At 72.0% G+C, this 24,690-nt stretch carries 24 protein-coding genes and 1 tRNA gene; 12 read left to right on the forward strand and 13 right to left on the reverse strand.

Annotated elements, in window-relative coordinates:
• Positions 1 to 26: 26 nt before the first annotated feature.
• On the reverse strand, positions 27 to 1,352 hold the full coding sequence (locus IG63_RS0106815) for an HNH endonuclease (protein ID WP_169741771.1): 1,326 nt from the start codon (positions 1,350 to 1,352) through the stop codon (positions 27 to 29).
• Positions 1,353 to 1,449: 97 nt separating this feature from the next.
• Here IG63_RS0106815 and IG63_RS0106820 point away from each other — a divergent pair, with 97 nt between their 5' ends.
• Together IG63_RS0106820 and IG63_RS23955 are read left to right on the forward strand one after the other, a co-directional pair.
• Positions 1,450 to 1,896: a hypothetical protein gene (locus tag IG63_RS0106820; RefSeq protein WP_157210060.1), complete on the forward strand. Its 447-nt coding sequence runs from the start codon at positions 1,450 to 1,452 to the stop codon at positions 1,894 to 1,896.
• Between the two features lie 35 nt (positions 1,897 to 1,931).
• A complete protein-coding gene (locus IG63_RS23955) occupies positions 1,932 to 2,351 on the forward strand; it encodes a DUF6584 family protein (protein WP_425411775.1) in 420 nt (139 codons plus the stop codon).
• 65 nt (positions 2,352 to 2,416) lie between these two features.
• On the opposite strand, the gene IG63_RS0106830 is transcribed toward IG63_RS23955, so the two are convergent.
• The 9 genes from IG63_RS0106830 to dnaA all read right to left on the reverse strand — a co-directional run bounded on the left by IG63_RS0106830 (position 2,417) and on the right by dnaA (position 14,487).
• A tRNA-Ile gene (locus IG63_RS0106830) sits at positions 2,417 to 2,490 on the reverse strand.
• 79 nt (positions 2,491 to 2,569) lie between these two features.
• Entirely contained in the window at positions 2,570 to 3,316 is a 747-nt protein-coding gene (locus tag IG63_RS20495; RefSeq protein WP_084596781.1) for a DUF3566 domain-containing protein, read from the reverse strand.
• Complete coding sequence (gene gyrA / locus IG63_RS0106845) at positions 3,316 to 6,009, reverse strand: DNA gyrase subunit A (RefSeq protein WP_084596783.1); 2,694 nt, start codon at positions 6,007 to 6,009, stop codon at positions 3,316 to 3,318. The genes IG63_RS20495 and gyrA overlap by 1 nt, the downstream gene beginning before the upstream one ends.
• Positions 6,010 to 6,024: 15 nt before the next feature.
• Positions 6,025 to 8,175, reverse strand: coding sequence for a DNA topoisomerase (ATP-hydrolyzing) subunit B (gene gyrB / locus IG63_RS0106850; protein WP_425411772.1), 2,151 nt, complete (start codon positions 8,173 to 8,175; stop codon positions 6,025 to 6,027).
• Positions 8,176 to 8,372: 197 nt separating this feature from the next.
• Positions 8,373 to 8,936, reverse strand: coding sequence for a DciA family protein (locus tag IG63_RS0106855; RefSeq protein WP_030483631.1), 564 nt, complete (start codon positions 8,934 to 8,936; stop codon positions 8,373 to 8,375).
• Positions 8,929 to 10,059 (reverse strand): DNA replication/repair protein RecF, encoded by a 1,131-nt coding sequence (gene recF, locus IG63_RS0106860; RefSeq protein ID WP_030483632.1) that lies wholly within the window; start codon positions 10,057 to 10,059, stop codon positions 8,929 to 8,931. The genes IG63_RS0106855 and recF overlap by 8 nt, the downstream gene beginning before the upstream one ends.
• A gap of 12 nt (positions 10,060 to 10,071) precedes the next feature.
• Positions 10,072 to 10,992, reverse strand: a complete 921-nt coding sequence (gene gnd, locus IG63_RS0106865) for a phosphogluconate dehydrogenase (NAD(+)-dependent, decarboxylating) (protein WP_030483633.1) — start codon at positions 10,990 to 10,992, stop codon at positions 10,072 to 10,074.
• A 43-nt stretch (positions 10,993 to 11,035) separates the two neighbouring features.
• Positions 11,036 to 12,208 (reverse strand): DNA polymerase III subunit beta, encoded by a 1,173-nt coding sequence (gene dnaN, locus IG63_RS0106870; RefSeq protein ID WP_030483634.1) that lies wholly within the window; start codon positions 12,206 to 12,208, stop codon positions 11,036 to 11,038.
• A 743-nt stretch (positions 12,209 to 12,951) separates the two neighbouring features.
• Positions 12,952 to 14,487 carry a chromosomal replication initiator protein DnaA gene (gene dnaA, locus IG63_RS0106875; protein ID WP_030483635.1) on the reverse strand — a complete coding sequence of 512 codons (1,536 nt, stop codon included), beginning with the start codon at positions 14,485 to 14,487 and terminating at the stop codon, positions 12,952 to 12,954.
• Positions 14,488 to 14,912: 425 nt separating this feature from the next.
• Between dnaA and rpmH the strand changes: the two genes are divergently transcribed.
• The 8 genes from rpmH (at position 14,913) to IG63_RS0106915 (ending at position 20,142) form a co-directional block, all read left to right on the forward strand.
• Entirely contained in the window at positions 14,913 to 15,050 is a 138-nt protein-coding gene (gene rpmH / locus IG63_RS0106880) for a 50S ribosomal protein L34 (RefSeq protein ID WP_030483636.1), read from the forward strand.
• On the forward strand, positions 14,989 to 15,432 hold the full coding sequence (gene rnpA / locus IG63_RS0106885) for a ribonuclease P protein component (RefSeq protein WP_281174273.1): 444 nt from the start codon (positions 14,989 to 14,991) through the stop codon (positions 15,430 to 15,432). Before rpmH ends, rnpA begins: the two co-directional genes overlap by 62 nt.
• Positions 15,429 to 15,686, forward strand: coding sequence for a membrane protein insertion efficiency factor YidD (yidD, locus tag IG63_RS0106890; protein WP_030483638.1), 258 nt, complete (start codon positions 15,429 to 15,431; stop codon positions 15,684 to 15,686). Before rnpA ends, yidD begins: the two co-directional genes overlap by 4 nt.
• Position 15,687: 1 nt before the next feature.
• The gene (gene yidC, locus IG63_RS0106895) at positions 15,688 to 16,761 is read left to right on the forward strand and encodes a membrane protein insertase YidC (RefSeq protein WP_281174274.1); all 1,074 of its coding nucleotides are present in this window, start codon (positions 15,688 to 15,690) and stop codon (positions 16,759 to 16,761) included.
• Positions 16,758 to 17,336 (forward strand): Jag family protein, encoded by a 579-nt coding sequence (locus IG63_RS0106900; RefSeq protein WP_051706317.1) that lies wholly within the window; start codon positions 16,758 to 16,760, stop codon positions 17,334 to 17,336. Before yidC ends, IG63_RS0106900 begins: the two co-directional genes overlap by 4 nt.
• A gap of 56 nt (positions 17,337 to 17,392) precedes the next feature.
• On the forward strand, positions 17,393 to 17,983 hold the full coding sequence (gene rsmG, locus IG63_RS0106905; RefSeq protein ID WP_245604356.1) for a 16S rRNA (guanine(527)-N(7))-methyltransferase RsmG: 591 nt from the start codon (positions 17,393 to 17,395) through the stop codon (positions 17,981 to 17,983).
• A gap of 168 nt (positions 17,984 to 18,151) precedes the next feature.
• Positions 18,152 to 19,147: a ParA family protein gene (locus tag IG63_RS0106910; RefSeq protein ID WP_051706319.1), complete on the forward strand. Its 996-nt coding sequence runs from the start codon at positions 18,152 to 18,154 to the stop codon at positions 19,145 to 19,147.
• Positions 19,144 to 20,142: a ParB/RepB/Spo0J family partition protein gene (locus IG63_RS0106915; RefSeq protein ID WP_030483643.1), complete on the forward strand. Its 999-nt coding sequence runs from the start codon at positions 19,144 to 19,146 to the stop codon at positions 20,140 to 20,142. The genes IG63_RS0106910 and IG63_RS0106915 overlap by 4 nt, the downstream gene beginning before the upstream one ends.
• A gap of 149 nt (positions 20,143 to 20,291) precedes the next feature.
• On the opposite strand, the gene IG63_RS0106920 is transcribed toward IG63_RS0106915, so the two are convergent.
• A complete protein-coding gene (locus IG63_RS0106920; protein WP_030483644.1) occupies positions 20,292 to 21,056 on the reverse strand; it encodes a lysophospholipid acyltransferase family protein in 765 nt (254 codons plus the stop codon).
• An 89-nt stretch (positions 21,057 to 21,145) separates the two neighbouring features.
• Between IG63_RS0106920 and IG63_RS0106925 the strand changes: the two genes are divergently transcribed.
• Entirely contained in the window at positions 21,146 to 22,360 is a 1,215-nt protein-coding gene (locus IG63_RS0106925) for a pyridoxal phosphate-dependent aminotransferase (RefSeq protein ID WP_030483645.1), read from the forward strand.
• A gap of 18 nt (positions 22,361 to 22,378) precedes the next feature.
• Positions 22,379 to 23,056, forward strand: a complete 678-nt coding sequence (locus IG63_RS0106930; protein ID WP_051706320.1) for a GNAT family N-acetyltransferase — start codon at positions 22,379 to 22,381, stop codon at positions 23,054 to 23,056.
• On the opposite strand, the gene IG63_RS0106935 is transcribed toward IG63_RS0106930, so the two are convergent.
• Positions 23,053 to 23,532, reverse strand: coding sequence for an SRPBCC family protein (locus tag IG63_RS0106935; protein ID WP_030483647.1), 480 nt, complete (start codon positions 23,530 to 23,532; stop codon positions 23,053 to 23,055). The two genes, IG63_RS0106930 and IG63_RS0106935, sit on opposite strands and share 4 nt — an antisense overlap.
• Positions 23,533 to 23,542: 10 nt before the next feature.
• Entirely contained in the window at positions 23,543 to 24,673 is a 1,131-nt protein-coding gene (locus tag IG63_RS0106940) for an N-acetylmuramoyl-L-alanine amidase (protein WP_030483648.1), read from the reverse strand.
• Positions 24,674 to 24,690: the final 17 nt, after the last annotated feature.

Raw genomic sequence — 24,690 nt, forward strand, 5'->3', positions numbered from 1 at the left:
ACCGCCGGCGTCAGGCCACCGGCAGGTCAGGTCGGCACCCGCTCGAGGCTCCACCGCTCCAGGACCGACCACTCGATCCTCGGTGGCGGGGTCGGTGGACGGGGACGGTGGGAGCGGTAGGTGTGGCCGGTCGGCGTCGTGGTGACGACGGACCCGTCGAGCGTCGGGTGCTGCTGCAGCCGGGCATGCTCCTTGGCCTGGTTGCAGGCCTCGCACAGGCCCTGGGCGTTGTCGGCCCGGGTGAGACCGCCGTCGCGAGCGCAGCGCACGTGGTCGACGTGGCGCACGGGGGCGTCGCACCACGGCGTGCGGCACTGCTGGTCGCGCAGCACCAGGAAGCGGCGGAGCGACCCGTCGAAGAGGCGGCTCCGGGAGTCCATCGCCACGAGCTCGCCGGTGGCGGGGTCCTGGTGAAGCCGGCGCAGCCAGACCCGGGCGGCGTCGCGCACGACGCCGCGGGCCTCGTCGGCAGGGACCGTGCCGTGGAGGCCGCTCGCGGAGTGCACCTCGGCGGGACGGTGGTGCTCCTCGGGGTCGTCGCTGCCGAGCAGCGCGGCGTCAGTCATGACCAGGCACACCTCGACGTCGCCCGCCGTGCGAGCGTCGCCGGCTTGGGCGACGACGCGGCCAACCAGCTCGTCGGCCATCACCGCACCCCGCGACCGGTCGTCACCCGACGCCCGGGCGGACTCGGCGGCTCGCTGGAGGGTGGCGTACGTCGCGACCCCTTCGACGAGGGGCAGGGTGGCGCACAGGCGGCTCATCCCGTCGGGGGCGGGTCGCAGCGAGACGCGGCGGGCCTTGGCGGCACGGGAGCGCCGACGTACAGCGCCGGCGGGGTCGAGGCGCTGCCCGATCGCCCGCGAGACCGACTCCGCGGTCCGGTCACCGAGGGCGCCGATGCCGCCCGGTCGGCTGGCGAGCTCGGCGTCGACCGCGGCGCGGTGCTCCAGCGAGAGGTGCGCGGTCTCCTTCGTCACCAGGAAGGCGCGGTACTCGCTCGTCACCCCGTCGGCGAGCGCGTCGTAGGTGTGCGGCAGCTCGCGCAGCGCGTGCGCCATGCCCACGAACCGCCTCGCCCGGGCGGGCGAGGTGCGCATCGCCAGCCCCACCTGGATGGCCACCCCACGCCCCTGCGCCTCGGGTCGGACCCCGCGCGCCGCGTCCGCCGCGCGCTGGCCGTCGTCGAAGGCCGCCACCACCCGGACCTGGGTCGCTGCCACCGCGCCCTTGACCCGCTCGAGCAGGGCAAGCGCGTCGATCTGCGCCTCGGCGTCGAGCGCCTGGGCGTCGAGCGAGGCCAGCCGACGGACCAGACCGTCCAGCTCTGCCGCGCTCACTCCATCGATCATGTGTTCGATTCTAGATGGGGCCTCCGACAACCGCGCGAGAGCGGGCCGCCTCGGTGATCTGGTGCGGACGTCACCTCGGACGGGCAGAATGCTCCTCGTGCCGTCGCCCGACACCCACGCAGCAACGTCCCCACCGGACATCGCGGCCGCCCGCCCGAGTGCCCAGCGCCGGTACGGCCCCACGTTCCTGCTGCCGGTGCTCGCGATCGTGCTCGGCGACGGGATCTGGAGCGACGGGCAGCCAACGGGAGCGACGTACCTGGCGGTCGCGGCGCTCACCGTGGCCGCCGGTGCGGTCTGGCAGCTGCTCGCCCGTCGGGACCTGGTCGACCGGTTGACGCACGTCGCGGCGCTCTACGTCGCTCTCGCCGTCCTGCTCGCGACGTCGTGGGGCTCGGCTGTCTCCGTCAGTGGTTCGGGGGTCGGGCTCGGTGGAGTCCTGACCGGCCTGGTCATTGCCGAGCAATGGCTTCGGCACCGCGACTGGCGTCGAGCCCGTCGATCCTCGGCGAGCGACGCCACCGACGCGCCGAGTACGCGCTGACCCCCGAGCGGCGCACCCAGCCTGGCTAGGCCGGGCTGCAACGCGCTCGGGAGGACCTGGTCCGGGGTGAGGCGCGCGCGGCCCGTGACCGGCTCAGGTCGCTGGTCGATCTCCGACCTGACGACCTGGAGGTGCGAGCACTGCTGGCTCAGGCCTACCGGCAGGACAGGCAGTGGCCGGAGGCCGGGCGCTGGGGGTACCTCGTCGAGTCGGCGGCCTCGCCGCGAGAGCGGGAGATGTTCGAGAAGCACGCCTCCCGAGGCCACCGACGGCTCACGGAGGCACGCCTGCGGCACCTGCTCCGCACGCCGCGGCTCGCGGAGATCGCTGACAACTCTGGACGAGCGCTGCTCCGAGGCCTGCCGGCGCGCACGTATGCGCACAGCCGTGGCGGCCTGGTGATCTGGACGCGGTGTCGCGTGGCAGCCGCGCTCGCGTGGTGGCGGTGGCGGTAGGCCGCTGCGGAATGCACTCAGCCCCCGACCGAGTGGTCAGGGGCTGTGGCGTGCAGCTGCGAGTGTGGGCCTAAGAGGACTTGAACCTCTGACCTCTTCCTTATCAGGGAAGCGCTCTAACCGTCTGAGCTATAGGCCCGAGTGGTCCGGCTGAGGGATCGCCTCGGCTGGACCGACAGGGAAGGTTACCCGACGCCCGACAGCGTCGACAAAACGGCTCAGCTGTCCTCGGCCAGGGTGACCTCGACGCCGCCCAGGAGCGCTGCGGAGAGGTTGTAGAGGAAGGCGCCGAGGGTGGCGATCGCGGTGATCAGGATGACGTCGACGACGGCGACGATCATCGCGAAGCCGAGCACCCGCGAGGTGCCGACGTACTGCGTGACGTCGAAGGCGGGGCCGTCCTCGCTGCCGACCGCCTGCTGCACGATCGAGTTGATCGACTCCCACACGCCGGCGGCGCCCAGCACCGCCCAGATGATGGCGACGGCGACCACCAGCACGATGCCCAGCGCGATGGAGAGCAGGAACGACGTCTTCATCACCGACCAGGCGTCGACCTGCACCAGCCGCAGCTGCGCCTTGCGCGTACGCCGTGGCGCCGCCGTGGCCTTGCCCCGCCCCGACGTCGCAGCCGCCGCCGGCACCGCCGGCTGCTGCGCGGTGCGCTCCGCCGGACGCTCCTGCGAGGCCCGCTCCCGCTCCGCGGCCGCCCGCTCGGCAGCGGCGCGGTCGGCAGCCGCCTTGTCAGCAGCCACCTTCTGGGCCTGCGCTTCCTTCTGGGCGGCCTTCTGCTCCGCCTTCTGGGTGGCCTTGAGGTCTCTGGCCTGCTGCTTCTCCGCCCGGACACGCTCGCGCTCGGCCTCCCGGGCGGCCGCGGCCTCCTCGGCCTGGGTCAGCGCCGCCGGGGGTGGCGGAAGGACCGGTCGGTCGTCGGTGCGGCTCGTCGGCTTCTCGCCCTCGGCCATCAGCCCTCCTCGGGCTCGTCGCCAGCATCGGTCTCGTCGGCGATTGTGTCACCCTGCTCCTCAGCGGCCGGGTCGGCGAGCTCCTCGGCAGCGGGAGCGGCCGACTCCCCAGAGTCGGCCTCGGCCTCGACCGCGGCCTCGACGGCCTCCTCGACCTCGGCGTCGCGCTCGACGCTGCGGGCGACCACGGCCACCTCGTCGCCGGCCTTGGGCGACACGAACTTCACGCCCATGGTGGACCTGCCGGTGGGGCGGAACTGGTCGTCGATCGGGCTGCGGACGACCTGCCCGCCGGAGGTGATCGAGAGGATCTCGTCGCCGTCGACCACGATGAAGGCGCCCACCAGACCACCGCGGTCCTCGTTGCTCAGCGACATCGCCTTGATGCCGAGGCCACCGCGCGACTGGGTGCGGTAGTCGGAGATGCGGCTGCGCTTGGCGAAGCCGCCGTCGGTCATGGTGAAGACGTACTGCGGGTTGAGGTCGGGGTCGCCCTCCTCCGAGCGCACGACCTCGGCGCGGATCACCGACATCGACAGCAGGGAGTCGCCCTCGCGGAACTTCATGCCCGTGACGCCCGAGGTCGCCCGGCCCATCGGCCGCAGCTGGCTGTCGTCGGCGGGGAAGCGGATCGCCTGGCCCTTGCGGGAGACCAGCAGGATCTCGTCGCCCTCGGAGACCAGCTCGGCGCCGATCAGGGCGTCGTCGTCCTCGCGGAAGTTGATCGCGATGACCCCGGCCTGGCGCGGGCTGTTGTAGTCGCCGAGCCGGGTCTTCTTGACCAGGCCGTTGCGGGTCGCGAGCACGAGGTACGGCGCCTGCTCGTAGTCGCGGATCGCCAGGACCTGCGCGATCTCCTCGTCGGGCTGGAAGCTCAGCAGCCCGGCGACGTGACCGCCCCGGGCGTCGCGGGACGCCTCGGGCAGGTTGTAGGCCTTGGTGCGGTAGACCCGCCCGGCGGTGGTGAAGAAGAGCAGCCAGTGGTGGTTGGAGGTCGCCATGAAGTGCTGGACGACGTCGTCGCCGCGCAGCTGCGCCCCGCGCACGCCCTTGCCGCCGCGCCGCTGGGTGCGGTAGTTGCTCGCCAGGGTCCGCTTGGCGTAGCCGCCGCGGGTGATGGTGACGACGAGGTCCTCGTCGGGGATCAGGTCCTCCATCGACATGTCGCCCTCGGCCGCCACGATCTGGCTGCGACGGTCGTCGCCGTACTTGTCGACGATCGCGGCGAGCTCGTCGCCGATGATCTGCCGCTGCCGCTCGGGCTTGGCCAGGATGTCCTCGAGGTCGGCGATGAGCAGCTCGAGCTCGTTCAGCTGGTCGATGATCTTCTGCCGCTCCAGGGCCGCCAGTCGCCGCAGCTGCATGTCGAGGATGGCGTTGGCCTGCAGCTCGTCGATGTCGAGCAGCTCGATCAGGCCCTGGCGGGCGTCGTCGACCTCGGGGCTGCGACGGATCAGCGCGATCACGTCGTCGAGCATGTCGAGCGCCTTGACCAGGCCGCGGAAGATGTGGGCCCGCTCCTCGGCCTGGCGCAGCCGGAAGCGGGTGCGCCGCTGGATGACGTCGACCTGGTGGGCCACCCAGCTGCTGACGAACTGGTCGATGGTCAGGGTGCGCGGCACACCGTCGACCAGCGCGAGCATGTTGGCGCTGAAGTTGGTCTGCAGCTCGGTGTGCTTGAGCAGGTTGTTGAGCACCACCCGCGCCACCGCGTCGCGCTTGAGCACGACCACCAGGCGCTGGCCGGTGCGGCCCGAGGAGTCGTCCTGCACGTTGGCGATGCCCTGCACGCGGCCGGAGTCGGCGAGCTCGGCGATCTTCAGCGCGAGGTTGTCGGGGTTGACCATGTAGGGAAGCTCGGTGATGACCAGGATGGTGCGGCCCGAGCGGTCCTCGTCGACCTCGATCACGGCGCGCTGGGTGATCGACCCGCGGCCGGTGCGGTAGGCCTGCTCGATCCCGGTGTGGCCGACGATGGTCGCGCCGTTGGGGAAGTCCGGGCCCTTGATCCGCTCGACGAGGGCGTCCTGGAGCTCCTCGCGGGAGGCATCGGGATGGTCCAGGGCCCACTGGGCGCCGGCCGCCACCTCGCGCAGGTTGTGCGGCGGGATGTTGGTGGCCATGCCGACCGCGATGCCCGCCGAGCCGTTGACGAGCAGGTTGGGGTAGCGCGACGGCAGCACCGTCGGCTCCTGCGAGCGGCCGTCGTAGTTGGGCTGGAAGTCGACGGTGTCCTGCTCGATGTCGCGCACCATCTCCAGTGCGAGCGGGTCCATGCGGCACTCGGTGTACCGCATCGCCGCGGCGGCGTCGTTGCCCGGCGACCCGAAGTTGCCCTGCCCCTGGATCAGCGGCGCCCGCATCACCCAGGGCTGCGCCAGCCGGACCAGGGTGTCGTAGATCGCGGAGTCGCCGTGGGGGTGGTACTGGCCCATGACGTCGCCGACGACGCGGCTGCACTTGGAGTAGCCGCGGTCGGGGCGGTAGCCGCCGTCGTACATCGCGTAGAGCACCCGGCGGTGCACCGGCTTGAGGCCGTCGCGCACGTCGGGCAGCGCCCGCCCGACGATGACCGCCATCGCGTAGTCGATGTAGGAGCGCTGCATCGAGGTCTGCAGCTCGATGGGCTCGATGCGGCCACCGCCGCCGTCGCCCCCGCCGTCGCCGCCGAGGTTGCTGGTCGTCTCAGTCATGTGGTCTCAGAGGTCCTAGATGTCGAGGAAGCGGACGTCTTTGGCATTGCGCTGGATGAAGCTGCGCCGCTGCTCGACGTCCTCGCCCATGAGGATCGAGAAAATCTCGTCGGCGTGGGCGGCGTCGTCCAGGGTCACCTGGAGCATCAGCCGACCCTCGGGGTTCATCGTGGTCTCCCACAGCTCGTCGGCGTTCATCTCGCCGAGCCCCTTGTAGCGCTGCACGGGGTTCTCCTTGGGCAGCTTCTTGCCCTGGGCGAGGCCGTCGGCCATCAGCGCGTCGCGCTCGGCGTCGGAGTAGACGAACTCGTGCTCGGCCGGCTTGTTCCAGCGCAACCGGTAGAGCGGCGGCTGCGCCATGTAGACGTAGCCGTGCTCGATGAGCGGCTTCATGAAGCGGAACAGCAGGGTGAGCAGCAGCGTGTTGATGTGGTGGCCGTCGACGTCGGCGTCGGCCATCAGCACGATCTTGTGGTAGCGCAGCTTGGCCAGGTCGAATTCCTCGTGCACGCCGGTGCCGAGCGCGGAGATGATCGCCTGGACCTCGGTGTTGGCCAGCACCTTGTCGATGCGGGCCTTCTCGACGTTGAGGATCTTGCCCCGGATCGGCAGGATCGCCTGGATCCGCGGGTCGCGGCCCTGACGGGCGGAGCCACCGGCCGAGTCGCCCTCGACGATGAAGACCTCGCACTCCTCGGGGTTGCGCGACTGGCAGTCGCTCAGCTTGCCGGGGAGGCCGCCGCCGCCGAGCAGGCCCTTGCGGTTGCGGGCGAGGTCGCGGGCCTTGCGCGCCGCCACCCGCGCCTGCGCCGCCGCCTGCGCCTTGCGGACGATGTCCTTGCCCTCGGCGGGGTTCTTCTCCATCCAGTCGCCGAGCTGGTCGTTGACGATGCGCTGGACGAAGCCCTTGGCCTCGGTGTTGCCGAGCTTGGTCTTGGTCTGGCCCTCGAACTGGGGCTCGCCCAGCTTGATCGAGATGATCGCGGTCAGGCCCTCGCGGATGTCGTCACCCTTGACGCGGTCCTCGGGCTTCTTCATCAGGCCCCAGGTCTCGCCCCAGTTGTTGACCAGCGAGGTGAGCGCCGCCCGGAAGCCCTCCTCGTGGGTGCCGCCCTCGTGGGTGTTGATGGTGTTGGCGAAGGTGTGGACGGACTCGTTGTAGGAGGTGTTCCACTGCATCGCGAGCTCGAGGCTCATGTGGTTCTCGGAGGTCTCGGCGGTCTCGGCCTCGAAGCTGATGATGCTGGGCGTGGCCACCTGCTTGCGCCTGTTGAGGTGCTCGACGAAGTCGACGAGGCCGCGCTGGTAGCAGAAGCGACGCTCCATGCCGCCGGCCTCGCTCGCCCGGACCGCGTCGTCCTCGGCCTGGTCGACCTCGTTGTCGACGGTGCCGTCCTGGACCGCCTCCACGATGCTGGCCGCCTCCGGACGCTCGTCGCGGACGACGATCTCGAGGCCCTTGTTGAGGAAGGCGTACTCGCGGATCCGCGCGGTGATCGTCTCCAGCGAGTGCTGCGTCGTCTCGAAGATGTCGGGCGAGGGGTAGTAGGTGATCGTGGTGCCGGTGCTCTCGCCGGGCTCCAGGGCGCGCACCTCCTCCAGCGGCCCCTCGGGCACGCCGACGGCGAAGGACTGGCGCCACAGGTGCCCTCGATTCTTCACCTCGGCGACCAACCGGGACGACAGCGCGTTGACGACCGACACGCCCACGCCGTGCAGGCCGCCGGAGACCTTGTAGCCGCCCCCGCCGAACTTGCCGCCGGCGTGCAGCACCGTCAGCGCGAGGGTCAGGGCCGGCAGCTCCTGCCCGGCCGCGGTGTCGGTCGGGATGCCGCGGCCGTTGTCCTCGACCCTCACGCCGCCGTCGGCGAGCAGGGTGAGCACGATCCGGTCGCAGTGGCCGGCCAGCGCCTCGTCCACCGCGTTGTCGACGATCTCCCAGATCAGGTGGTGCAGGCCGCGCTCGCCCGTCGAGCCGATGTACATGCCGGGTCGCTTGCGTACCGCCTCCAGGCCCTCGAGGACCTGGATGGCGCTGGCGTCGTAGCTGCCGTCGGCGACGGAGTGGCCCTCGATGATCGAGGCCGGGACGACCTCCGGGGCTGCGGGGTGGTCGGCGGGGATCTCGCCGGGCACGGGGGTCGGGTCGACGGGAAGGTCGGACACGGAGGGAGGTCCTCTTCTCTGCTCGAGACAGCACGATGGTCGCCTCACACAGCGGTCGGCGACCTCGTGACAGCCTACCTCCCGGGACGCCCCGGATCACGTCGGAGGAGCCCTGTGGACAGGCTTTCTGGCGCCTGGCGGCTCTCGACGCAAGGTCGGGTACGGCCGTCGGGCTCCCAGTGGCTCCTGGGAGCTTTTCAGCCGTAGGTGTCGCGGGGCCCCCGGCCCTTGACCCGGAGCCGCCCGCGGGTCCAGCTCGGCGAGCGCGGGCCGCGCACGTCGATCACCTCCACGGTGCCGTCGCCCAGCACCTCGTTGAGGCGGCGCACGATGTCGGGGGCGAGCAGGCGCATCTGGGTGGCCCACGCCGTCGACTCGGTGCGGCAGGTGAGCCGGCCGTCGGCGAAGGACTCCGGGCGCACGTGCTGGCCGACCTCCCGGCCGACGATGCCCTCCCACCGGGCGAAGACGCCGTGCACGCGCAGCTCGGTCTCCCAGCCCTGGTCGGAGACGAGCCGGCCGAGCGAGTCATCCAGCGGCTGGGGCTCGCGGTCGTCGGCGGTGGCGCCCTGGCCCTCCGTACGCCGCGCCGACAGCTGGCGGCCCGGGCGCCGCCGCCGCTCCCCGGTGCGTCCCGCCAGGCCGCGCGCCACCTGCTTGGCGAGGTCGAGCCCGGCCTCGTCGTGGGGCTCGTCGTGCGACTCGTCCGGGGTCTCGACAGGCTCGACCGCCGGACGCCCGCGGGGCTCCTCCTCACCCATCGGGCGTCACCTGCCCGTCGGCGACGGTGAGGCGGCGTCCGCGCAGCGCCTCGGGCACGTCGTCGGCCACCGCGGCCGTGACCAGCACCTGCTCGGCGCCGGCCACGAGCTCGGCCAGCTGCTCGCGGCGGGTCGCGTCGAGCTCGGCGAAGACGTCGTCGAGCACCAGGATCGGGTCGTCGCCCGGCTGGCGCAGCAGCTCGTACGACGCCAGTCGCAGCGCCAGCGCGAAGGACCAGCCCTCGCCGTGGCTCGCGTAGCCCTTCACCGGGAGCTCGCCCAGCGTGCAGAGCAGGTCGTCGCGGTGCGGACCCACCAGGGTCACGCCGCGGTCGATCTCGTCCTGCCGCCGCCGCGCGACCTCCGCCAGCAGCGCCTGCTCGACGTCGGCGACCACGGTCAGGTCGGCGATCTCGAAGCTGGGGCGGTAGGTCACGACGGCGTCGTCGCGCCGGGCTCCCCGCGCGACGGCCTCGTAGGCCTTGCCCAGCAGCGGCACCAGCTGCTCGACGGCCGCGGCCCGGGTGACCATGATCTCCGCGCCCAGCGCCGCGAGCCGCTCGTCCCAGACCTCGAGGGTCGCGAGCATCCCCTGGGCGGCGGACCCGCCCCGCGTGCGGGCGGTGCGCAGCAGCGAGCTGCGCTGCTTGAGCACACGGTCGTAGTCGGCGCGGGTGCCGGCGTACCGGGGCGTCAGCAGCACCTGCAGGTCGTCGGCGAAGCGCCGGCGCTCGCTCGGGTCGCCCTTGACCAGGGCGAGGTCGTCGGGGGCGAAGACGACCGTGCGCACCAGGCCGACGAGGTCGCGGGCGCGTGGCAGCGCCGCGCGGTTGACCCGCGCCCGGTTGCTCCGGCCCGGGTTGATCTCCACCTCGAGGGTCGCGCTGCGGCCCTCCCGCGTCACCGCGGCCCGGACGACGGCGCGCTCGGCGCCCTGCCGCACCAGCGGCTGGTCGCCCGAGACGCGGTGCGAGCTCAGCCGGGAGAGGTAGTCGACCGCCTCCACCACGTTGGTCTTGCCCTGGCCGTTGCGGCCGAGCAGGGAGGTGACGCCCGGCTCCAGGCCCAGCTCGAGGGTGTCGTAGGAGCGGAAGTCGTGCAGCGAGAGGTGCGAGACGTGCACGGGCCCGTGTGGCTAGTGGTCGGCCGGCGAGTCGAGGTCGGCGGTGCTCGGAGGCGCCTCCGCCCTCGTGGCGTGACCGCCGAACTGGTTGCGCATCGCGGCCACCGCCTTCATCGCCGGGCTGTCGTCCTGGCGGCTCTGGAAGCGCGCGAAGAGCGACGCGGCGATGACGTGCATCGGCACGGCGTGGTCGATGGCGGCCTCGACGGTCCAGCGACCCTCGCCGGAGTCCTCGGCGTAGCCGCGGATCTGCTCGAGGTGCGTGTCGTCGTGGAGCGCCGCGCACAGCAGGTCGAGCAGCCAGGAGCGGATCACGGTGCCCTCGCGCCAGGAGTCGAAGACGTGCGGGACGTCCTCGACGAGGTCGGTGGCCTCGAGCAGCTCCCAGCCCTCGGCGTAGGCCTGCATCATCGCGTACTCGATGCCGTTGTGGACCATCTTGGCGAAGTGGCCGGCGCCCGGCTTGCGGCCGGCGTGCACCATGCCGTAGTCGCCCTCGGGCTTGAGCGTCAGCAGCGCGGGCTTGACCTTCTCGACGTCGCTCTCGGCGCCGCCGTACATCAGGGCGTAGCCGTTCTCGGCACCCCAGACGCCCCCGGAGACGCCGCAGTCGACGAAGCCGATGCCGTGCTCGGCGAGCAGCTCGGCGTTGACCGCGTCGTCGGTGTACTTCGAGTTGCCCCCGTCGACCACGAGGTCGCCCTCGCCCATCAGCCCGGCCAGCTCGCGGATCGTCTGGCGGGTGGGCTCGCCCGAGGGGACCATCACCCAGACCACGCGGGGCGTCGGCAGCGCCTCGACCATCGCGGTGAGGCTGTCGACGTCGGCCAGGTCGGGGTTGCGGTCGTAGCCGACCACGGTGTGGCCGCCGTCGCGCAGGCGGGCGCGCATGTTGCCGCCCATCCTGCCGAGGCCGATCAGTCCGATGTGCATGCAGGGGCTCCTCGTCTGTCGGTGCGGGGGCGGTGAGGAGGCTCTAGGACAGCAGCCGGCGCGGCATCAGCAGGTAGCGGAAGCTGTCGTCGGCCTGGCCGTCCAGAGAGTCCACGCCCGAGAGTACGACGGGCTTGCTCGACTGGGTGAAGGCCAGCTCCACCACCGGCTGCTCGAGGGCGGTGAGGCCGTCGAGCAGGTAGCCGGGGTTGAAGCCCGTGGTGAGGTCCTCGCCGGTGACGTGGGCCTCGAGCGACTCGCTGGCCATCGCCTCCTCGCCGGACCCGGCGTCGAGGGTGAGCACGCCGTCGGAGAAGGCGAGCTGCACGGCGGTGTTGCGCTCGGCCACGAGGGCCACGCGCTTGACCGAGTCGACCAGGGCGCTGCGGTCGACCCGGGCGACGGTGAGGTGCTCGGTCGGGAAGAGCGACCTGACCTTGGGGAACTCGCCGTCGAGCAACCGCGTCGTCGTACGCCGCGTGCCGCCGGACCCCGCCGACCCCTCGAACCCGATGATGCCCTCCCCGGCACCACCGGAGCCGGGGGACGACAGGGCGATCGAGACCTCGGAGCCGCCGGTCAGCGCCTTGGCGGTGTCGGAGAGCACCTTGGCCGGCACGAGGGCGGCCGCCTCGACGTCGGGGGTGCCCGGCGACCAGGTCAGCTCGCGCTGGGAGAGCCGGAAGCGGTCGGTGGCGAGCATCGCGATCGACTCGCCCTCCAGCTCGACGCGCACGCCGGTGAGCACCGGGAGCATGTCGTCGCGGCCGGCGGCGGTGACGGCCTGGTTGACGGCCTGGGCGAAGACCGTGCTCGGCACGGTGCCGCGGGCCTGCGGCATCTCGGGCAGCGTGGGGTAGTCCTCGACCGGCATCGTCTGCAGGCTGAAGCGCGCCGAGCCGCAGACCAGCGTCACCTTGGCGCCGTCGACGCTCACGTCGACCGGCTTGTCGGGCAGGCTGCGGCAGATGTCGGAGAGCAGCCGCCCGGAGACGAGCACCGTGCCCTCCTCGCCCACCTCGGCCGGCAGCGTCGCCCGGGCGGAGGTCTCGTAGTCGAACGTGGAGAGCCGCAGCCCGTCGCCCTGGTCGTCGTCGAGCGGCCCCGCCTCGATCAGCAGCCCCGCCAGCACGGGCGCACTCGGACGGACGGGCAGCGCACGAGCCGTCCAGGCGACGGCGTCGGCCAGGACGTCACGGGGAACGCGGAACTTCACAGGTGTCCTCGCAGGAGTGCGTCGTTGGTGGTCGGGGGCAGCATCCTGCCACGGCGTCGTCGCGGCCCGGTACGCCTCACCCGCAGTCCACAGCCCAGGGCCGGTCTGACGGTTGGGCTACGAGGGATGCTCTGGATGTCAGTCGTCGTAGTAGGCGCGGTGGATTCTGTGGACGACGCCCGTCGTCGCAGGTCAGCGCCGATGCCCGTCGGTGGACGACGTGTGGACGACGGCGTGGGCGAACCACACGTTCCTGTGGTTCGGCGACGGGCCTGTGCGTCGGGCGACCCGGTTGTCCACAGCCCGTCCGCAACCGGCTCCACGGACGCGCCCGGTGAACCACACATCTTGCAGCGTTGTAGTTCGGCTCCGCGGCCGAGGCCGCCACGGGTGGTCGAGGAGGTTGCGCAGCAACCGTCTCGAGACCCGGTGAGGTGGCCGAGGTCCGTCCCCACGGTCGGCGCTGGGCGTACGGGGTCTCGAGACAGGCGCTGCGCGCCTTCCTCGACCACCCGGGACAGGCGCCGCGCGCCTTCCTCGACCACCCGAGGCGGGGTGGGTGGTCGAGGAGGTTGCGCAGCAACCGTCTCGAGACCCGGTGAGGTCTCCGCGGTACGTGCCCACGGTGGGCGTTCGGCGTACGGGGTCTCGAGACGCGTCACCCGGCTCCTCCTTCGTCGGGTCCGGGTCGACGCTCCTCGACCTTTCGCGCTGCTCGCGGGTTCGTGCCTCACCCGCGGCGCTCAAACTTGTTTTGCCTGCTGCTTGATGCGCGTGGTCAGCTCGGTGACCTGGTGGAAGGTGGTACGCCGCTCGGCGAGGTCCTTGCGGATGCGGCGGTCGGCGTTCATCACCGTGGTGTGGTCGCGGCCACCGAACTGCTGGCCGATCTTGGGCAGCGAGAGCTCGGTGAGCTCGCGGCACAGGTACATTGCGATCTGACGGGCCGTGACCAGGGCGCGGGTGCGGCTGGGGCCGCAGAGGTCCTCGATCGGGAAGCCGAAGTACGACGCCGTCTGGGCGATGATCAGCCCGGCGGTGACCTCGGGCTCGCCGCCCTCGGGGATGAGGTCGCGCAGCACGATCTCGGCCAGTGAGAGGTCGACCTCCTGCTGGTTGATGCTGGCGAAGGCGGTGACGCGGATCAGCGCGCCCTCGAGCTCGCGGATGTTGGTCTGGATCCGCGAGGCGATGAACTCCAGCACGTCGGCCGGCGCGGAGAGCCGGTCGGCGGCGGCCTTCTTGCGCAGGATCGCGATGCGGGTCTCGAGGTCGGGCGGCTGCACGTCGGTGAGCAGGCCCCACTCGAAGCGGTTGCGCAGCCGGTCCTCGAGCTGGATCAGCCGCTTGGGCGGCCGGTCGGAGCTGATGACGATCTGCTTGTTGGCGTTGTGCAGCGTGTTGAAGGTGTGGAAGAACTCCTCCTGCGTCTGCTGCTTGCCCTCGAGGAACTGGATGTCGTCGACCAGGAGCACGTCGACGTCGCGGTAGCGCCGCTGCAGCGCCGCGGTGTTGGCGTCCTTGATGGCGTTGATGACGTCGTTGGTGAAGGCCTCGGAGGAGACGTAGCGGATCTTGGCGCCGGTCCACAGGTTGCGGACGTAGTGCCCGATCGCGTGCAGCAGGTGGGTCTTGCCCAGCCCGGAGTCGCCGTAGACGAGCAGCGGGTTGTAGGCCTTGCCGGGCGCCTCGGCCACCGCCACCGCCGCGGCGTGGGCGAAGCGGTTGGACGACCCGATCACGAAGGTCTCGAAGGAGTAGCGCGGGTTGAGCGGGCTGTCGGGGATCCCCGTGGTGAGCGACGCCGAGCTCCGTGTCGACAAATCGCTAGGTCGAGAAGTCGACTTGTCGGCGTACGGCGAGACGTGGTGGGCGCCGCGGGTCAGCTCGCTGATGGTGCCCGCGCGCTCGGCGTGGTGCTGTTCGTCGGGGGCCGGGGCCGCGGCGCCGTCGCGCGTGCCCGTCGCGCCGTCGGCGGGCGGCGGGGCGGCGACGTCCTGCAGCGCGGTGTCGACGCTGACCACGAGCCGGACCGGGCGCTCGAGCCGGTCGGTGAGCGCGTCCTCGATCCGGGTGCGCAGCCGGCCCTCGAGCTGGTTGCGGGTGAACTCGTTGGGCACCGCGACGACCGCGGTGTTCTCCGCGAGCATCAGCGGGCGGCTCGAGGTGAGCCACATCCGCTGGTTGGGCGGGAGGTTGTCGACGATCCCCGGCCACAGGGAGTGCAGCTGGCCGGTCTGGCTGCCGTCGCTGCCGGCCTCGGTGTCGTGCCCGTCCACGCTTCGCGGTGCTCCGTCCCTTGGTCCGGCCACGGCACGCCGATCTGGGTGCCGATCTGAGTGCCGGTCTGGACGCGGGGTGGAGTTGTCCACACCTTTGTCCACAGCTTGTGCAATGCCGTCGGGCCTGCGCCGGACGCCTCCGGTCCCGCGCTCGGCCCGAAGGGTGGACGCTAACAACCGTCGTCCTCCCGCAGCAACACGCGGTCCACGGGGGTGTACCAGTGGGTCACTCCGGCCAGGAGCGCTCCGAGCCACGGCCGGCTGCGGGGATTTGCCCGTGGCGGAGCCCACCGCGTACCGTTGGGCGGTCGGCCGTGATCGACCGGTGCCGCCTGCCACGCTCGTTGCGTGGCTGCGTCGCACGCGACCCACGAGCCCCGCCCGCAGACCGTACGCCAGCACCCCGAGTGGAGTGACACGAGTTGAGCAAGCGCACCTACCAGCCGAACAACCGCCGCCGGCACAAGACCCACGGATTCCGGCTGCGCATGCGCACGCGTGCCGGCCGCGCGATCCTGTCCTCGCGCCGTCGCAAGGGCCGCAAGAGCCTCGCGGTCTGAGGGCGACCGGACCCAGGAGTTGCTTCCTGCCCCGCATCGCCTGACCACGCCCGTCCAGTTCCGCACCGTCGTGCGGCGCGGTCGTCGGCGGGGTTCGTCGACCCTGGTCGTGCACCTGCTGACCGGTGGCGAGGGGGATGCTCCGCCGCGCGCGGGCTTCGTGGTCTCCAAGGCGGTCGGGGGTGCCGTGGTGCGCAACCGCGTGAAGCGCCGCCTGCGTCACCTGGTGGTGCCGCACCTGGCCGCCCTCCCCGCCGGCACGATGCTGGTGGTCCGGGCGCTTCCCCCCGCGGCCCTGGCCGACTTCTCGCTGCTCGGGCGCGACCTGGAGCGCAGCCTCGAGGCGCTCACGGCGCCCCGCCCCGCCGAGGTCGGCGCGTGAAGCACGTCCTGGTGCTGCTGCTCAAGGGCTACCGGCTGCTCATCAGCCCGCTCTACGGCCAGGTCTGCCGCTTCCACCCCAGCTGCTCGGCCTACGCCTTGGAAGCGGTGCAGACGCACGGCAGTCTGAAGGGGAGCTGGCTCGCCGTACGTCGGCTGAGCCACTGCCACCCCTGGAACTACGGGGGCTATGACCCGGTTCCTCCCAAGAAGTCGGCACGTGCCACCCGTCCCACCATGACGCGAGAGGTCTGACGTGGAGTTCTTCAAGTCGATCGGCGGCTTCATCATGACGCCGCTGTACTTCGTCATCACCGCGGTGCTGCTGGGGTGGCACGAGGTGTGGAGCCTGGTCTTCGACCAGGACTCCGGCTGGGCCTGGGCGCTGTCGATCGTCGGGCTGACCGTGGTGATCCGTGCGCTGCTGATCCCGCTCTTCGTCAAGCAGATCAAGTCCAGCCGCAACATGCAGCTGCTGCAGCCGCAGCTCAAGGCGCTGCGCGAGAAGTACGGCCACGACCGGGAGCGCTTCGCCCAGGAGCAGATGAAGCTCTTCAAGGACACGAAGACCAACCCGCTCTCCTCGTGCCTGCCGATCCTGATCCAGATGCCGATCTTCTTCGCGCTCTTCCGCGTGCTCGACCGGGCCGCCAAGGAGACCGAGGTCACCCGCGGTCTGATGACCGTGCAGGACAACATCGACTTCGGCGAGGCCACCCTGCTCGGGGCCAAGCTCTCCGACACCTTCATCGGCACCGAGGACATCAGCGTCCGGATCCTCGCGGCGGTGCTGGTGCTCACCATGACGGCGACCACCTTCTTGACCCAGCGCCAGCTGATGAGCAAGAACATGCCGGCCGACGCGCTGACCGGCCCTTACGCCCAGCAGCAGAAGCTCCTCCTCTACGTGCTCCCCGTGGTCTTCGCGGTCGGCGGCATCGCCTTCCCGATCGGCGTGATCCTCTACTGGACCACCTCGAACCTGTGGACGATGGGCCAGCAGTTCTACGTGATCCGCAACAACCCCGCGCCCAACACCGAGGCCGCCGCGGCCAAGGAGGAGCGCGACAAGGCCAAGCGGGCCAAGAAGGGCCTCCCCCCGCTCGAGGACGAGAGCCCGACCCGCACCGCCGTGGCCACCGACGAGGCGCCCCGCCCCTCGTCACGGCAGCAGCCGCGGAACGTCTCGCGCGCCCAGCGCAAGAAGCAGGGCGGCAAGCAGCCGCAGCGACCGCGCACCCAGTCCGACCCGCGGCCCGAGAGTGGCACCGGCCCTTCGGGCTCCGGTGACCTCGGTGCCGGCACCACCGACCCAGGAGGCTCCTCGTGAGTGACCAGCTGACCGATCCCCACAACGACGCCGAGCAGCAGACCACGCAGGCTCCCGACGCCACCTCGGCCGACGAGGCTGCGGACGGCGCCGAGGCCCCCGAGAGCCCTTCCAAGCGGGCCCAGAAGCTCGAGCAGGAGGGCGAGATCGCGGCCGACTACCTCGAGGAGCTGCTCGAGATCGCGGACCTCGACGGTGACCTCGACATGGACGTTGAGGGCGACCGCGCCACGGTGTCGATCGTGGGGGCGGAGCTGCCGGAGCTCGTCGGCGAGGACGGCGAGGTGCTGGACGCACTGCAGGAGCTGACCCGGCTCGCGGTCTACCGCGAGACCGGCGAGCGATCCCGGCTGATGCTCGACGTCAGTGGCCACCGTGCCGACCGTCGCGCCGACCTGGAGCGCACCGCGGAGTCGGTCATCGCGCAGGTGCGTGAGTCCGGCGAGCGCGCCGAGCTCGACCCGATGACCCCCTTCGAGCGCAAGGTGGTGCACGACGCCGTCGCCGCCGCCGGGCTCCGCTCGGAGTCCGAGGGGGTCGAGCCGCGCCGTTACGTCGTGGTGCTGCCCGCGTGAGCGACGACGCTCCCGTTTCACGTGAAACACCCCCCGTGCCGGACTCGGCGCGGGGGGTGTTCGCTGACCGGCTCCCCCTCGCGACGGCGTACGCCGAGCTGCTCGCGGTCGAGGCGACGGTCCGGGGGCTGATCGGTCCCCGCGAGGTGCCCCGCCTGTGGGAGCGGCACCTGCTCAACTGCGCCGTGGTCACCGAGCTCGTGCCCGACGGTGCCCGCGTGGTCGACGTCGGCAGTGGGGCCGGGCTGCCCGGTCTGGTGCTGGCGATCCGGCGCCCGGACCTCGAGGTGACGCTGGTCGAGCCGCTGCTGCGCCGCACCACCTTCCTCGAGCTCGCCGTCGAGCAGCTGGGTCTCGCCGGCCAGGTCACGGTGCAGCGGGCACGCGCCGAGCAGGTCGAGGCGACGTACGACGTGGTGACCTCGCGCGCCGTGGCACCGCTCGACCGGCTGGCGCGCTGGTGCCTCCCGCTCGTCGGTCCCGGGGGCACGATGCTGGCGATGAAGGGGTCGTCGGCCCCGGACGAGGTGGCCGAGTCCGCCACGCGCTGGGGCAGGCTCGGATTCGACCAGCCGGTCGTGCACCGGGTCGGGGGCCACCTCGTCGACCCGCCGGTCACCCTGGTCGAGGTACGCCGCGCGCGCTGACCAGGAGGTTATCCACTGGTCGGAAGCGCGCTCCTGAGCGTGAACGGGCTCGGTTGTCCACAGGGACCACCGGCTTTTCCACAGGCAGCCGATGTGAGTTGTCGGTCATCTGGGTGGCCCTGGCGTGTCGGCACGCGCTGTTTCACGTGAAACGCGCACGCTTGGTGCATGAGCCCGTCCGTCCCCCCCACCGCTGCCGACCTCGCCGCCTCGCGGCCCCGCTTCGACGACACCACCCCCATGGCTCGGGCGGTGGAGCGGCAGCTGCTGGTGCGGCAGGGACGGCGCTACGGCGATCCCCTGCCGCGTCCCGACCACACCCGCGTCATGGTCGTGGCCAACCAGAAGGGCGGCGTCGGCAAGACCACGACCGCCGTCAACCTCGCCGCGGCCCTGGCCCAGGGCGGCCTCCGGGTGCTGGTCATCGACCTCGACCCGCAGGGCAACGCCTCCACCGCTCTCGACATCGAGCACACTCGCGGCACGCCGTCGACGTACGACGTGCTGGTCGACGAGGTGCCGCTGGAGCAGGTGGTGCGCCCGCACGCCCGTCTCGACGCGCTCTGGTGCGTGCCCGCGACGATCGACCTCGCCGGTGCCGAGATCGAGCTGGTCTCGGCCGAGGGCCGCGAGCAGCGGCTGCGCCGGGCCCTCGCCGACCACCCGCGGGTGGGCACCGCCGCGGAGGCCGGTGACGAGCGCTTCGACTACGTGCTCATCGACTGCCCGCCCTCGCTGGGACTTCTCACGCTCAACGCCCTGGTGGCCGGCCGCGAGATGCTGATCCCCATCCAGGCGGAGTACTACGCCCTGGAGGGCCTGGGGCAGCTGACCGAGACCATCGAGATGGTGCGTGCGCACCTCAACCACGGCCTCGACGTCAGCACCATCCTGCTCACCATGTACGACGCCCGCACCAACCTCGCGGCCGGCGTGGCCGCCGAGGTGCGTGGCCACTTCGGGTCGCGGGTGCTGCGCACCGCCATCCCGCGCTCGGTGCGGGTCTCCGAGGCTCCGAGCTACGGCCAGAGCGTGATCGCCTACGATCCGGGCTCACCGGGCGCGCTGTCCTACCTGGAGGCGGCTCGCGAGCTCGCCGACCGGGGCGCCGCCCGCCGCGACACGGCGTCGAGCACGTCCACCACCCCCGAGGGAGCACGATGAGCACGCACCAGCCGGTCCGACGAGGCCTCGGACGCGGGCTCGGCTCGCTCATCCCGACCGCGCCGCCGGAGCAGCCCTCGGCGCCGTCCGTCGAGCGGGACCACGGGCACGACCACCGGCCGTCCTCCGCGCCCCCCACGGGCGAGTCGGCTTCGCTGAGCGTGCCGCCGGCCCCCGTGGCGGGCGCCCACTTCGCCGAGCTGCCCGTCACCGCGATCGTCCCCAACCCCCGCCAGCCGCGGCAGGTCTTCGACGAGGACGCCATGGGCGAGCTGGTGCACTCGGTGCGCGAGATCGGGCTGCTCCAGCCCGTCGTCGTGCGCCGCACCGGCGAGGCGTCGTACGAGCTGGTGATGGGCGAGCGTCGCTGGCGGGCCACCCAGGCCGCCGGTCACGACACCATCCCCGCCATCGTGCGCGACACCAGCGACGACGACCTGCTGCGCGACGCCCTGCTGGAGAACCTGCACCGGGCGCAGCTCAACCCGCTGGAGGAGGCGGCGGCGTACCGCCAGCTGCTCGACGACTTCGGCTGCACCCACGACGAGCTCGCCGGCCGGATCGGCCGGAGCCGGCCTCAGATCAGCAACACGCTGCGGCTGCTCAACCTCTCACCCGCGGTGCAGCGCCGCGTCGCAGCCGGCGTGCTGTCGGCCGGTCACGCCCGGGCGCTGCTGGGCGTCGACGACGCCTCGGCGCAGGACCGGCTCGCGGGCCGTGTCGTCGCCGAGGGCATCTCGGTGCGCGGGCTCGAGGAGATGGTCTCGGTCGGGGTCGACGAGGGGGAGTCGGGCCCGGCGGTCCGTGCTGCCCGCCCCACCGCACCCGGTCTCACCGAGATCTCCGACCGGCTCGGCGACCGGCTCGACACCCGTGTCAAGGTCAGCCTGGGCCGGTCGAAGGGCAAGATCACCATCGACTTCGCCTCGCTGGCCGACCTGGAGCGCATCGTCACCGTGATCGACCCCCGCAACCGCCACGACCGCCCCATCTGAGGTCGAGCCTTCTGTCGGTCGAGCCTTCTGTCGGTCGAGCCTTCTGTCGGTCGAGCCTTCTGTCGGTCGAGCTTGTCGAGACCACAAAACGTCATGTCGACAAAGCAACACATCGACCTGACGACACGTCGACTGTTCGACGTGAAACCTCAGCCCTGGTCGCGCGCGGCGCGACGGGCGGCGCGACGGGCCCTCTCCTCCTCGTCGAGCTCGAGGGCTCGCTCGGGGGTGGGGGCGGAGCCGCCCCGGGAGGCGGGCAGCCACCAGCTGCCGGGGGGCTGCTCGTTCGCGGGGTAGGCGTCGATGGCGGCGTCGACCAGGCCCACGACGCGCTCGCGCAGCTCGAGCGTCTCCTTGACGGGGTCCTCTCCGGTGGGGTGCATCGGCTCGCCGACCCGGATGCCGATGGTCTTGCCCCGCGAGAGGTCGCGCGGGTGGTCCTTGGTGAGGATGCGCTGCGTGCCCCACAGCGCGACCGGCACGAGCGGGACGCCGGCCTCCGCGGCGATGCGCACCGCGCCGGTCTTGAACTCCTTGGGCTCGAAGGAGCGCGAGATGGTCGCCTCGGGGAAGATCCCGACGGCCTCGCCCGACTGCAGGTAGCGCAGCGCGTCGTCGAGCGACTGGGCGCCCTCGGCGCGGTCGACCGAGATGTGGTGCATCGAGCGCATCACCGGCCCGCCGACGGGGTGGTCGAAGACCTCGCGCTTGGCCATGAAGCGCACCAGGCGGCGTGAGGGATGGGCGGCGAACCCGCCCAGCACGAAGTCGACGTAGCCGATGTGGTTGAAGGCGAGCAGCACGCCGCCCTCGCGAGGCACGTGCTCGGTGCCGTCGAGCTGGAAGCGCAGGCCCATGGCGCGGAAGAGCGTCTTGGCCGTCACGATGACGGGCGGGTAGGTCAGGTCGCGCATGGCGCGCATCGTCGCACGCCGGGACGCGCGGCCGACAGACACGGCTCGGTCGCGCGACCGGCCGGCGTCACACCTGGAAGACTGGTCCCATGCGCCCGATCGTCCAGAGCCGCAAGCTGCAGCACGTCCGGTACGACGTCCGGGGTCCGATCCTGGTCGAGGCCCAGCGGCTCGAGGCCGAGGGCCACAAGATCCTCAAGCTCAACATCGGCAACCCCGCGCCCTTCGGCTTCGAGGCGCCCGAGGCGATCGTGGCCGACATCGTGCACAACCTGCCCGAGGCGCAGGGTTACTCCGACAGCCGCGGGATCTACTCCGCGCGCACGGCGGTGGCGCAGTACTACCAGGCCCGGGGCCTGCGCGAGACCGCCAACGACGACGTCTACATCGGCAACGGCGTCTCCGAGCTGATCTCGATGGTGCTGCAGGCCTTCCTCGACGACGGCAACGAGGTGCTGGTGCCCGCCCCCGACTACCCGCTGTGGACCGGCGCGGTCTCGCTGTGCGGCGGCACGCCGGTGCACTACCGCTGCGACGAGGACAACGGCTGGGACCCCGACCTGGAGGACATCGAGCGCAAGATCACCCCGGCGACCCAGGCGCTGGTCATCATCAACCCCAACAACCCCACCGGCGCCGTCTACAGCGAGGAGACCGTCAAGGGGCTGGTCGACATCGCGCGGCGCCACGAGCTCGTGGTCTTCAGCGACGAGATCTACGAGAAGATCCTCTTCGACGACGCCGTGCACCACCACACCGCGGCGTACGCCGGCGACGACGTGCTGTGCCTGACCTTCAGCGGGCTCTCCAAGGCCTACCGCGTCTGCGGCTACCGCGCCGGCTGGGTGATGGTCTCGGGACCCAAGCACCTCGCGCAGGACTTCCTCGAGGGCCTCACCCTGCTGGCCAACATGCGGATGTGCGCCAACGTGCCCGCGCAGCACGCGATCCAGACCGCGCTGGGCGGCTACCAGTCGATCGAGGAGTACATCCACCCCGGCGGCCGCTTCTACGAGCAGTCGAAGACCGCCGCGAAGCTGCTCAACGAGATCGAGGGCGTCAGCTGCGTGGAGCCCCGGGGGGCGCTCTACTGCTTCCCCCGGCTCGACCCCGACGTCTACCCGATCAAGGACGACGAGCAGTTCGTGATCGACCTGCTGCGGGCCAAGAAGATCCTGGTCACCCACGGCACCGGCTTCAACTGGTTCGAGCCCGACCACTTCCGGCTGGTGACCCTGCCCGACCTCGACACGCTGACCGAGGCGATCGGCCGGATCAGCGACTTCCTGGCCACCCAGCGCTGAGACCCCGATGAGTGCACCGTGACCCGCCGGACCGAGCGCCTCACCCTCGACCACCTGCCGCTGCTCCCGGCAGGCTCCGACTGCGTCTTCTGGGAGCTCGATCCCGTACGCCGCCGCGAGGTGCGCGGGCACGAGGCCGAGGAGAAGGCGGCGTGGGTCTCCACGGTGCTGCGCGAGTGGGGCTCGTGCGGCCGGGTCCTGCTGGTCGACGGCGAGGTCGTCGGGCACGCGCTGTGGGCGCCCCCGGTGCACGTGCCCGGGGCCGACGGCTTCGCGACCGCGCCCGTGAGCGGCGACGCGGTGGTGCTCACCGAGATGTACGTCGCCCCCGAGCACCGCGGGGGCGGGCTCGGCCGGGTGCTGGTGCAGGGCATGGCCAAGGACCTGGTGCGCTCGGGGACCGTCCGCGCGGTCGAGGCCTTCGGGCACTCCGGGCCCAGCGACCACGACACCTGCACCGTGCCCACCCAGTTCCTGCTCGCGGTGGGCTTCCGCACCCACCGGGCCCACCCGGTGCACCCCCGGATGCGGATGGACCTCAAGACCACGGTCAGCCTGCGGCAGGAGCTCGAGCGCGGGCTCGACCGGCTGCTGGCGCCGGTCAAGCGCCAGCCACGACCGGTCCGCCCGGTGCCGCGCGACGGTGCACAGCGCGGGTCTCGAACACGTTCAACCCGCCCTGACCTGCGGTTCTAGGAGACCGCGGCGACGATCTCAGGGTCGGAGCAGGCGGCCGCAAAGGCCGCTACGCGCGCCCGGATCTCCCGGCCGAGCAGCCAGACGCCGAGGCGGTCGGCGACGGGGGAGAGCCAGCCGGGGCGGGTCGCGAAGGTGTACTTCCACACGGCACGGGTGCCGTCGACCCCCTCCTGCTGCTGGGGCGTGAAGCGCCACCCTCCGCCGAAGGAGGCGAAGAACCACGGCCCCGTCTCCATCGTCATGCCGACCGAGGTGGGCGGCCGGTAGGAGACGTAGCGGCTCACCATCCGCGGCCCCACCCGGGCCCGGGTGTAGGTGCGCACCCCGACGTCGGGAGCGGCGGCGCCGTCGAGGAGGTGCTGCCGGCGGATGAAGGGGTCCCAGCGCAGCCGCAGCTCACCGGTGGTCTGGCTGACGGCGAAGGCCTGCGCCGGCGGCAGGGGGACCCACGCCTCGGCGCTCACCTGGGGCACGGCCACGCCCTCACGGCGTGTAGGCGGCGCGGAGCTCGGAGTAGCTCAGCACGCCGGTGTGCGCGTCGACGTCGGGAGTGAGGTAGAAGCGCTGCACCGCCACCACGAGGGCCTCGGCGAGCTGGTCGCGGAAGTCGGGGTCCTCCAGGCGTGCTCGGTCGCTGGTGTTGGTGAGGTAGCCGGCGTCGAGGCGCACCGCGGGCATCTCGGTGCGGCGCAGCAGCTCGAAGGCCTTGGCGTGGCTGCGCAGGTCGAGCAGGTCGGTGCGCGCGACGATCTCGCGCTGCACCAGGCCGGCGAAGCGCTCCCCGGCGGAGGACCAGGAGGCCGGGTCGGTGCCCCCGAAGAAGTAGGTGGAGCAGCCCTTGGCCTGGGGATTCTCCGAGGTGTCGAGCGCCAGGGAGAGGAAGAGGTCGGCGCGGGTGCGGTTGGCGAAGGCCGCACGCTCCGCGTCGTCGCGGGGGACGGCGCCGCGCGGGGCGGAGAGGTAGGCCTGCACGCCGATGGCCACCAGTCGCCCCTCCACGCGCCCGGCGAGGTCGTGCAGGATCGCGTCGTGCTCGTCGGCGAGGTCGGCGGGCAGGTGGTCGGTGCGGCCCACGTCGACCACCACGGTGCGGCCGGTGAGGTTGGGCCCCACGTCGCGGATGTGCTCCGCGTCGCGCAGGGCCCCCGGTGCCCCGCCGCGCACGATGGGGGCGAGGCGCGCGAGCGCCTTGAGCGTCGCGGGGCCGCAGGTGCCGTCCGGGGGGAGCCCGGTGTTGCGCTGGAACTCCCGCACGGCGTCCTCGGTCTGCGGCCCGAAGTAGCCGTCGACGCGCAGCACGCCGAAGCCCAGGTCGAGCAGTCGGCGCTGCAGCACGGAGACGTCGTCCCCGACCATGAGGTCGCCGGGCAGGTGGGTCAGGATCCGGTCACCGAGGTCCCAGCGAGCCTCCTCGAGGCGCCGGTAGGTGTCGGGACCCACCACCCCGTCGACGCTGAGCCCGCGCTGCTGCTGGAAGTCGCGCACGGCGAGCTCGACACGCTCGTCGAAGCCGTGCGTGACGGCCTCGACCTCGAGCAGCCCGAGACGACCGAGCAGGGCCGTCACCCTCGTGACGGCCGGCCCGGTGTCACCGCGGCGGCAGACGACGTCCATCGCGCCGACCCTAGGGC

This window comes from Nocardioides aequoreus (assembly GCF_000720335.1).
GTDB lineage: Bacteria > Actinomycetota > Actinomycetes > Propionibacteriales > Nocardioidaceae > Marmoricola > Marmoricola aequoreus.

Excerpts from the sequence above, each read along its gene's own strand:
- IG63_RS0106815 (WP_169741771.1), bottom strand. The coding sequence starts at position 1,352 with ATGATCGATGGAGTGAGCGCGGCAGAGCTGGACGGTCTGGTCCGTCGG.
- IG63_RS20495 (WP_084596781.1), bottom strand. The coding sequence starts at position 3,316 with ATGGCCGAGGGCGAGAAGCCGACGAGCCGCACCGACGACCGACCGGTC.
- gyrA (WP_084596783.1), bottom strand. The coding sequence starts at position 6,009 with ATGACTGAGACGACCAGCAACCTCGGCGGCGACGGCGGGGGCGACGGC.
- IG63_RS0106855 (WP_030483631.1), bottom strand. The coding sequence starts at position 8,936 with ATGGGTGAGGAGGAGCCCCGCGGGCGTCCGGCGGTCGAGCCTGTCGAG.
- gnd (WP_030483633.1), bottom strand. The coding sequence starts at position 10,992 with ATGCACATCGGACTGATCGGCCTCGGCAGGATGGGCGGCAACATGCGC.
- IG63_RS0106910 (WP_051706319.1), top strand. The coding sequence starts at position 18,152 with ATGAGCCCGTCCGTCCCCCCCACCGCTGCCGACCTCGCCGCCTCGCGG.
- IG63_RS0106915 (WP_030483643.1), top strand. The coding sequence starts at position 19,144 with ATGAGCACGCACCAGCCGGTCCGACGAGGCCTCGGACGCGGGCTCGGC.
- IG63_RS0106920 (WP_030483644.1), bottom strand. The coding sequence starts at position 21,056 with ATGCGCGACCTGACCTACCCGCCCGTCATCGTGACGGCCAAGACGCTC.
- IG63_RS0106925 (WP_030483645.1), top strand. The coding sequence starts at position 21,146 with ATGCGCCCGATCGTCCAGAGCCGCAAGCTGCAGCACGTCCGGTACGAC.
- IG63_RS0106940 (WP_030483648.1), bottom strand. The coding sequence starts at position 24,673 with ATGGACGTCGTCTGCCGCCGCGGTGACACCGGGCCGGCCGTCACGAGG.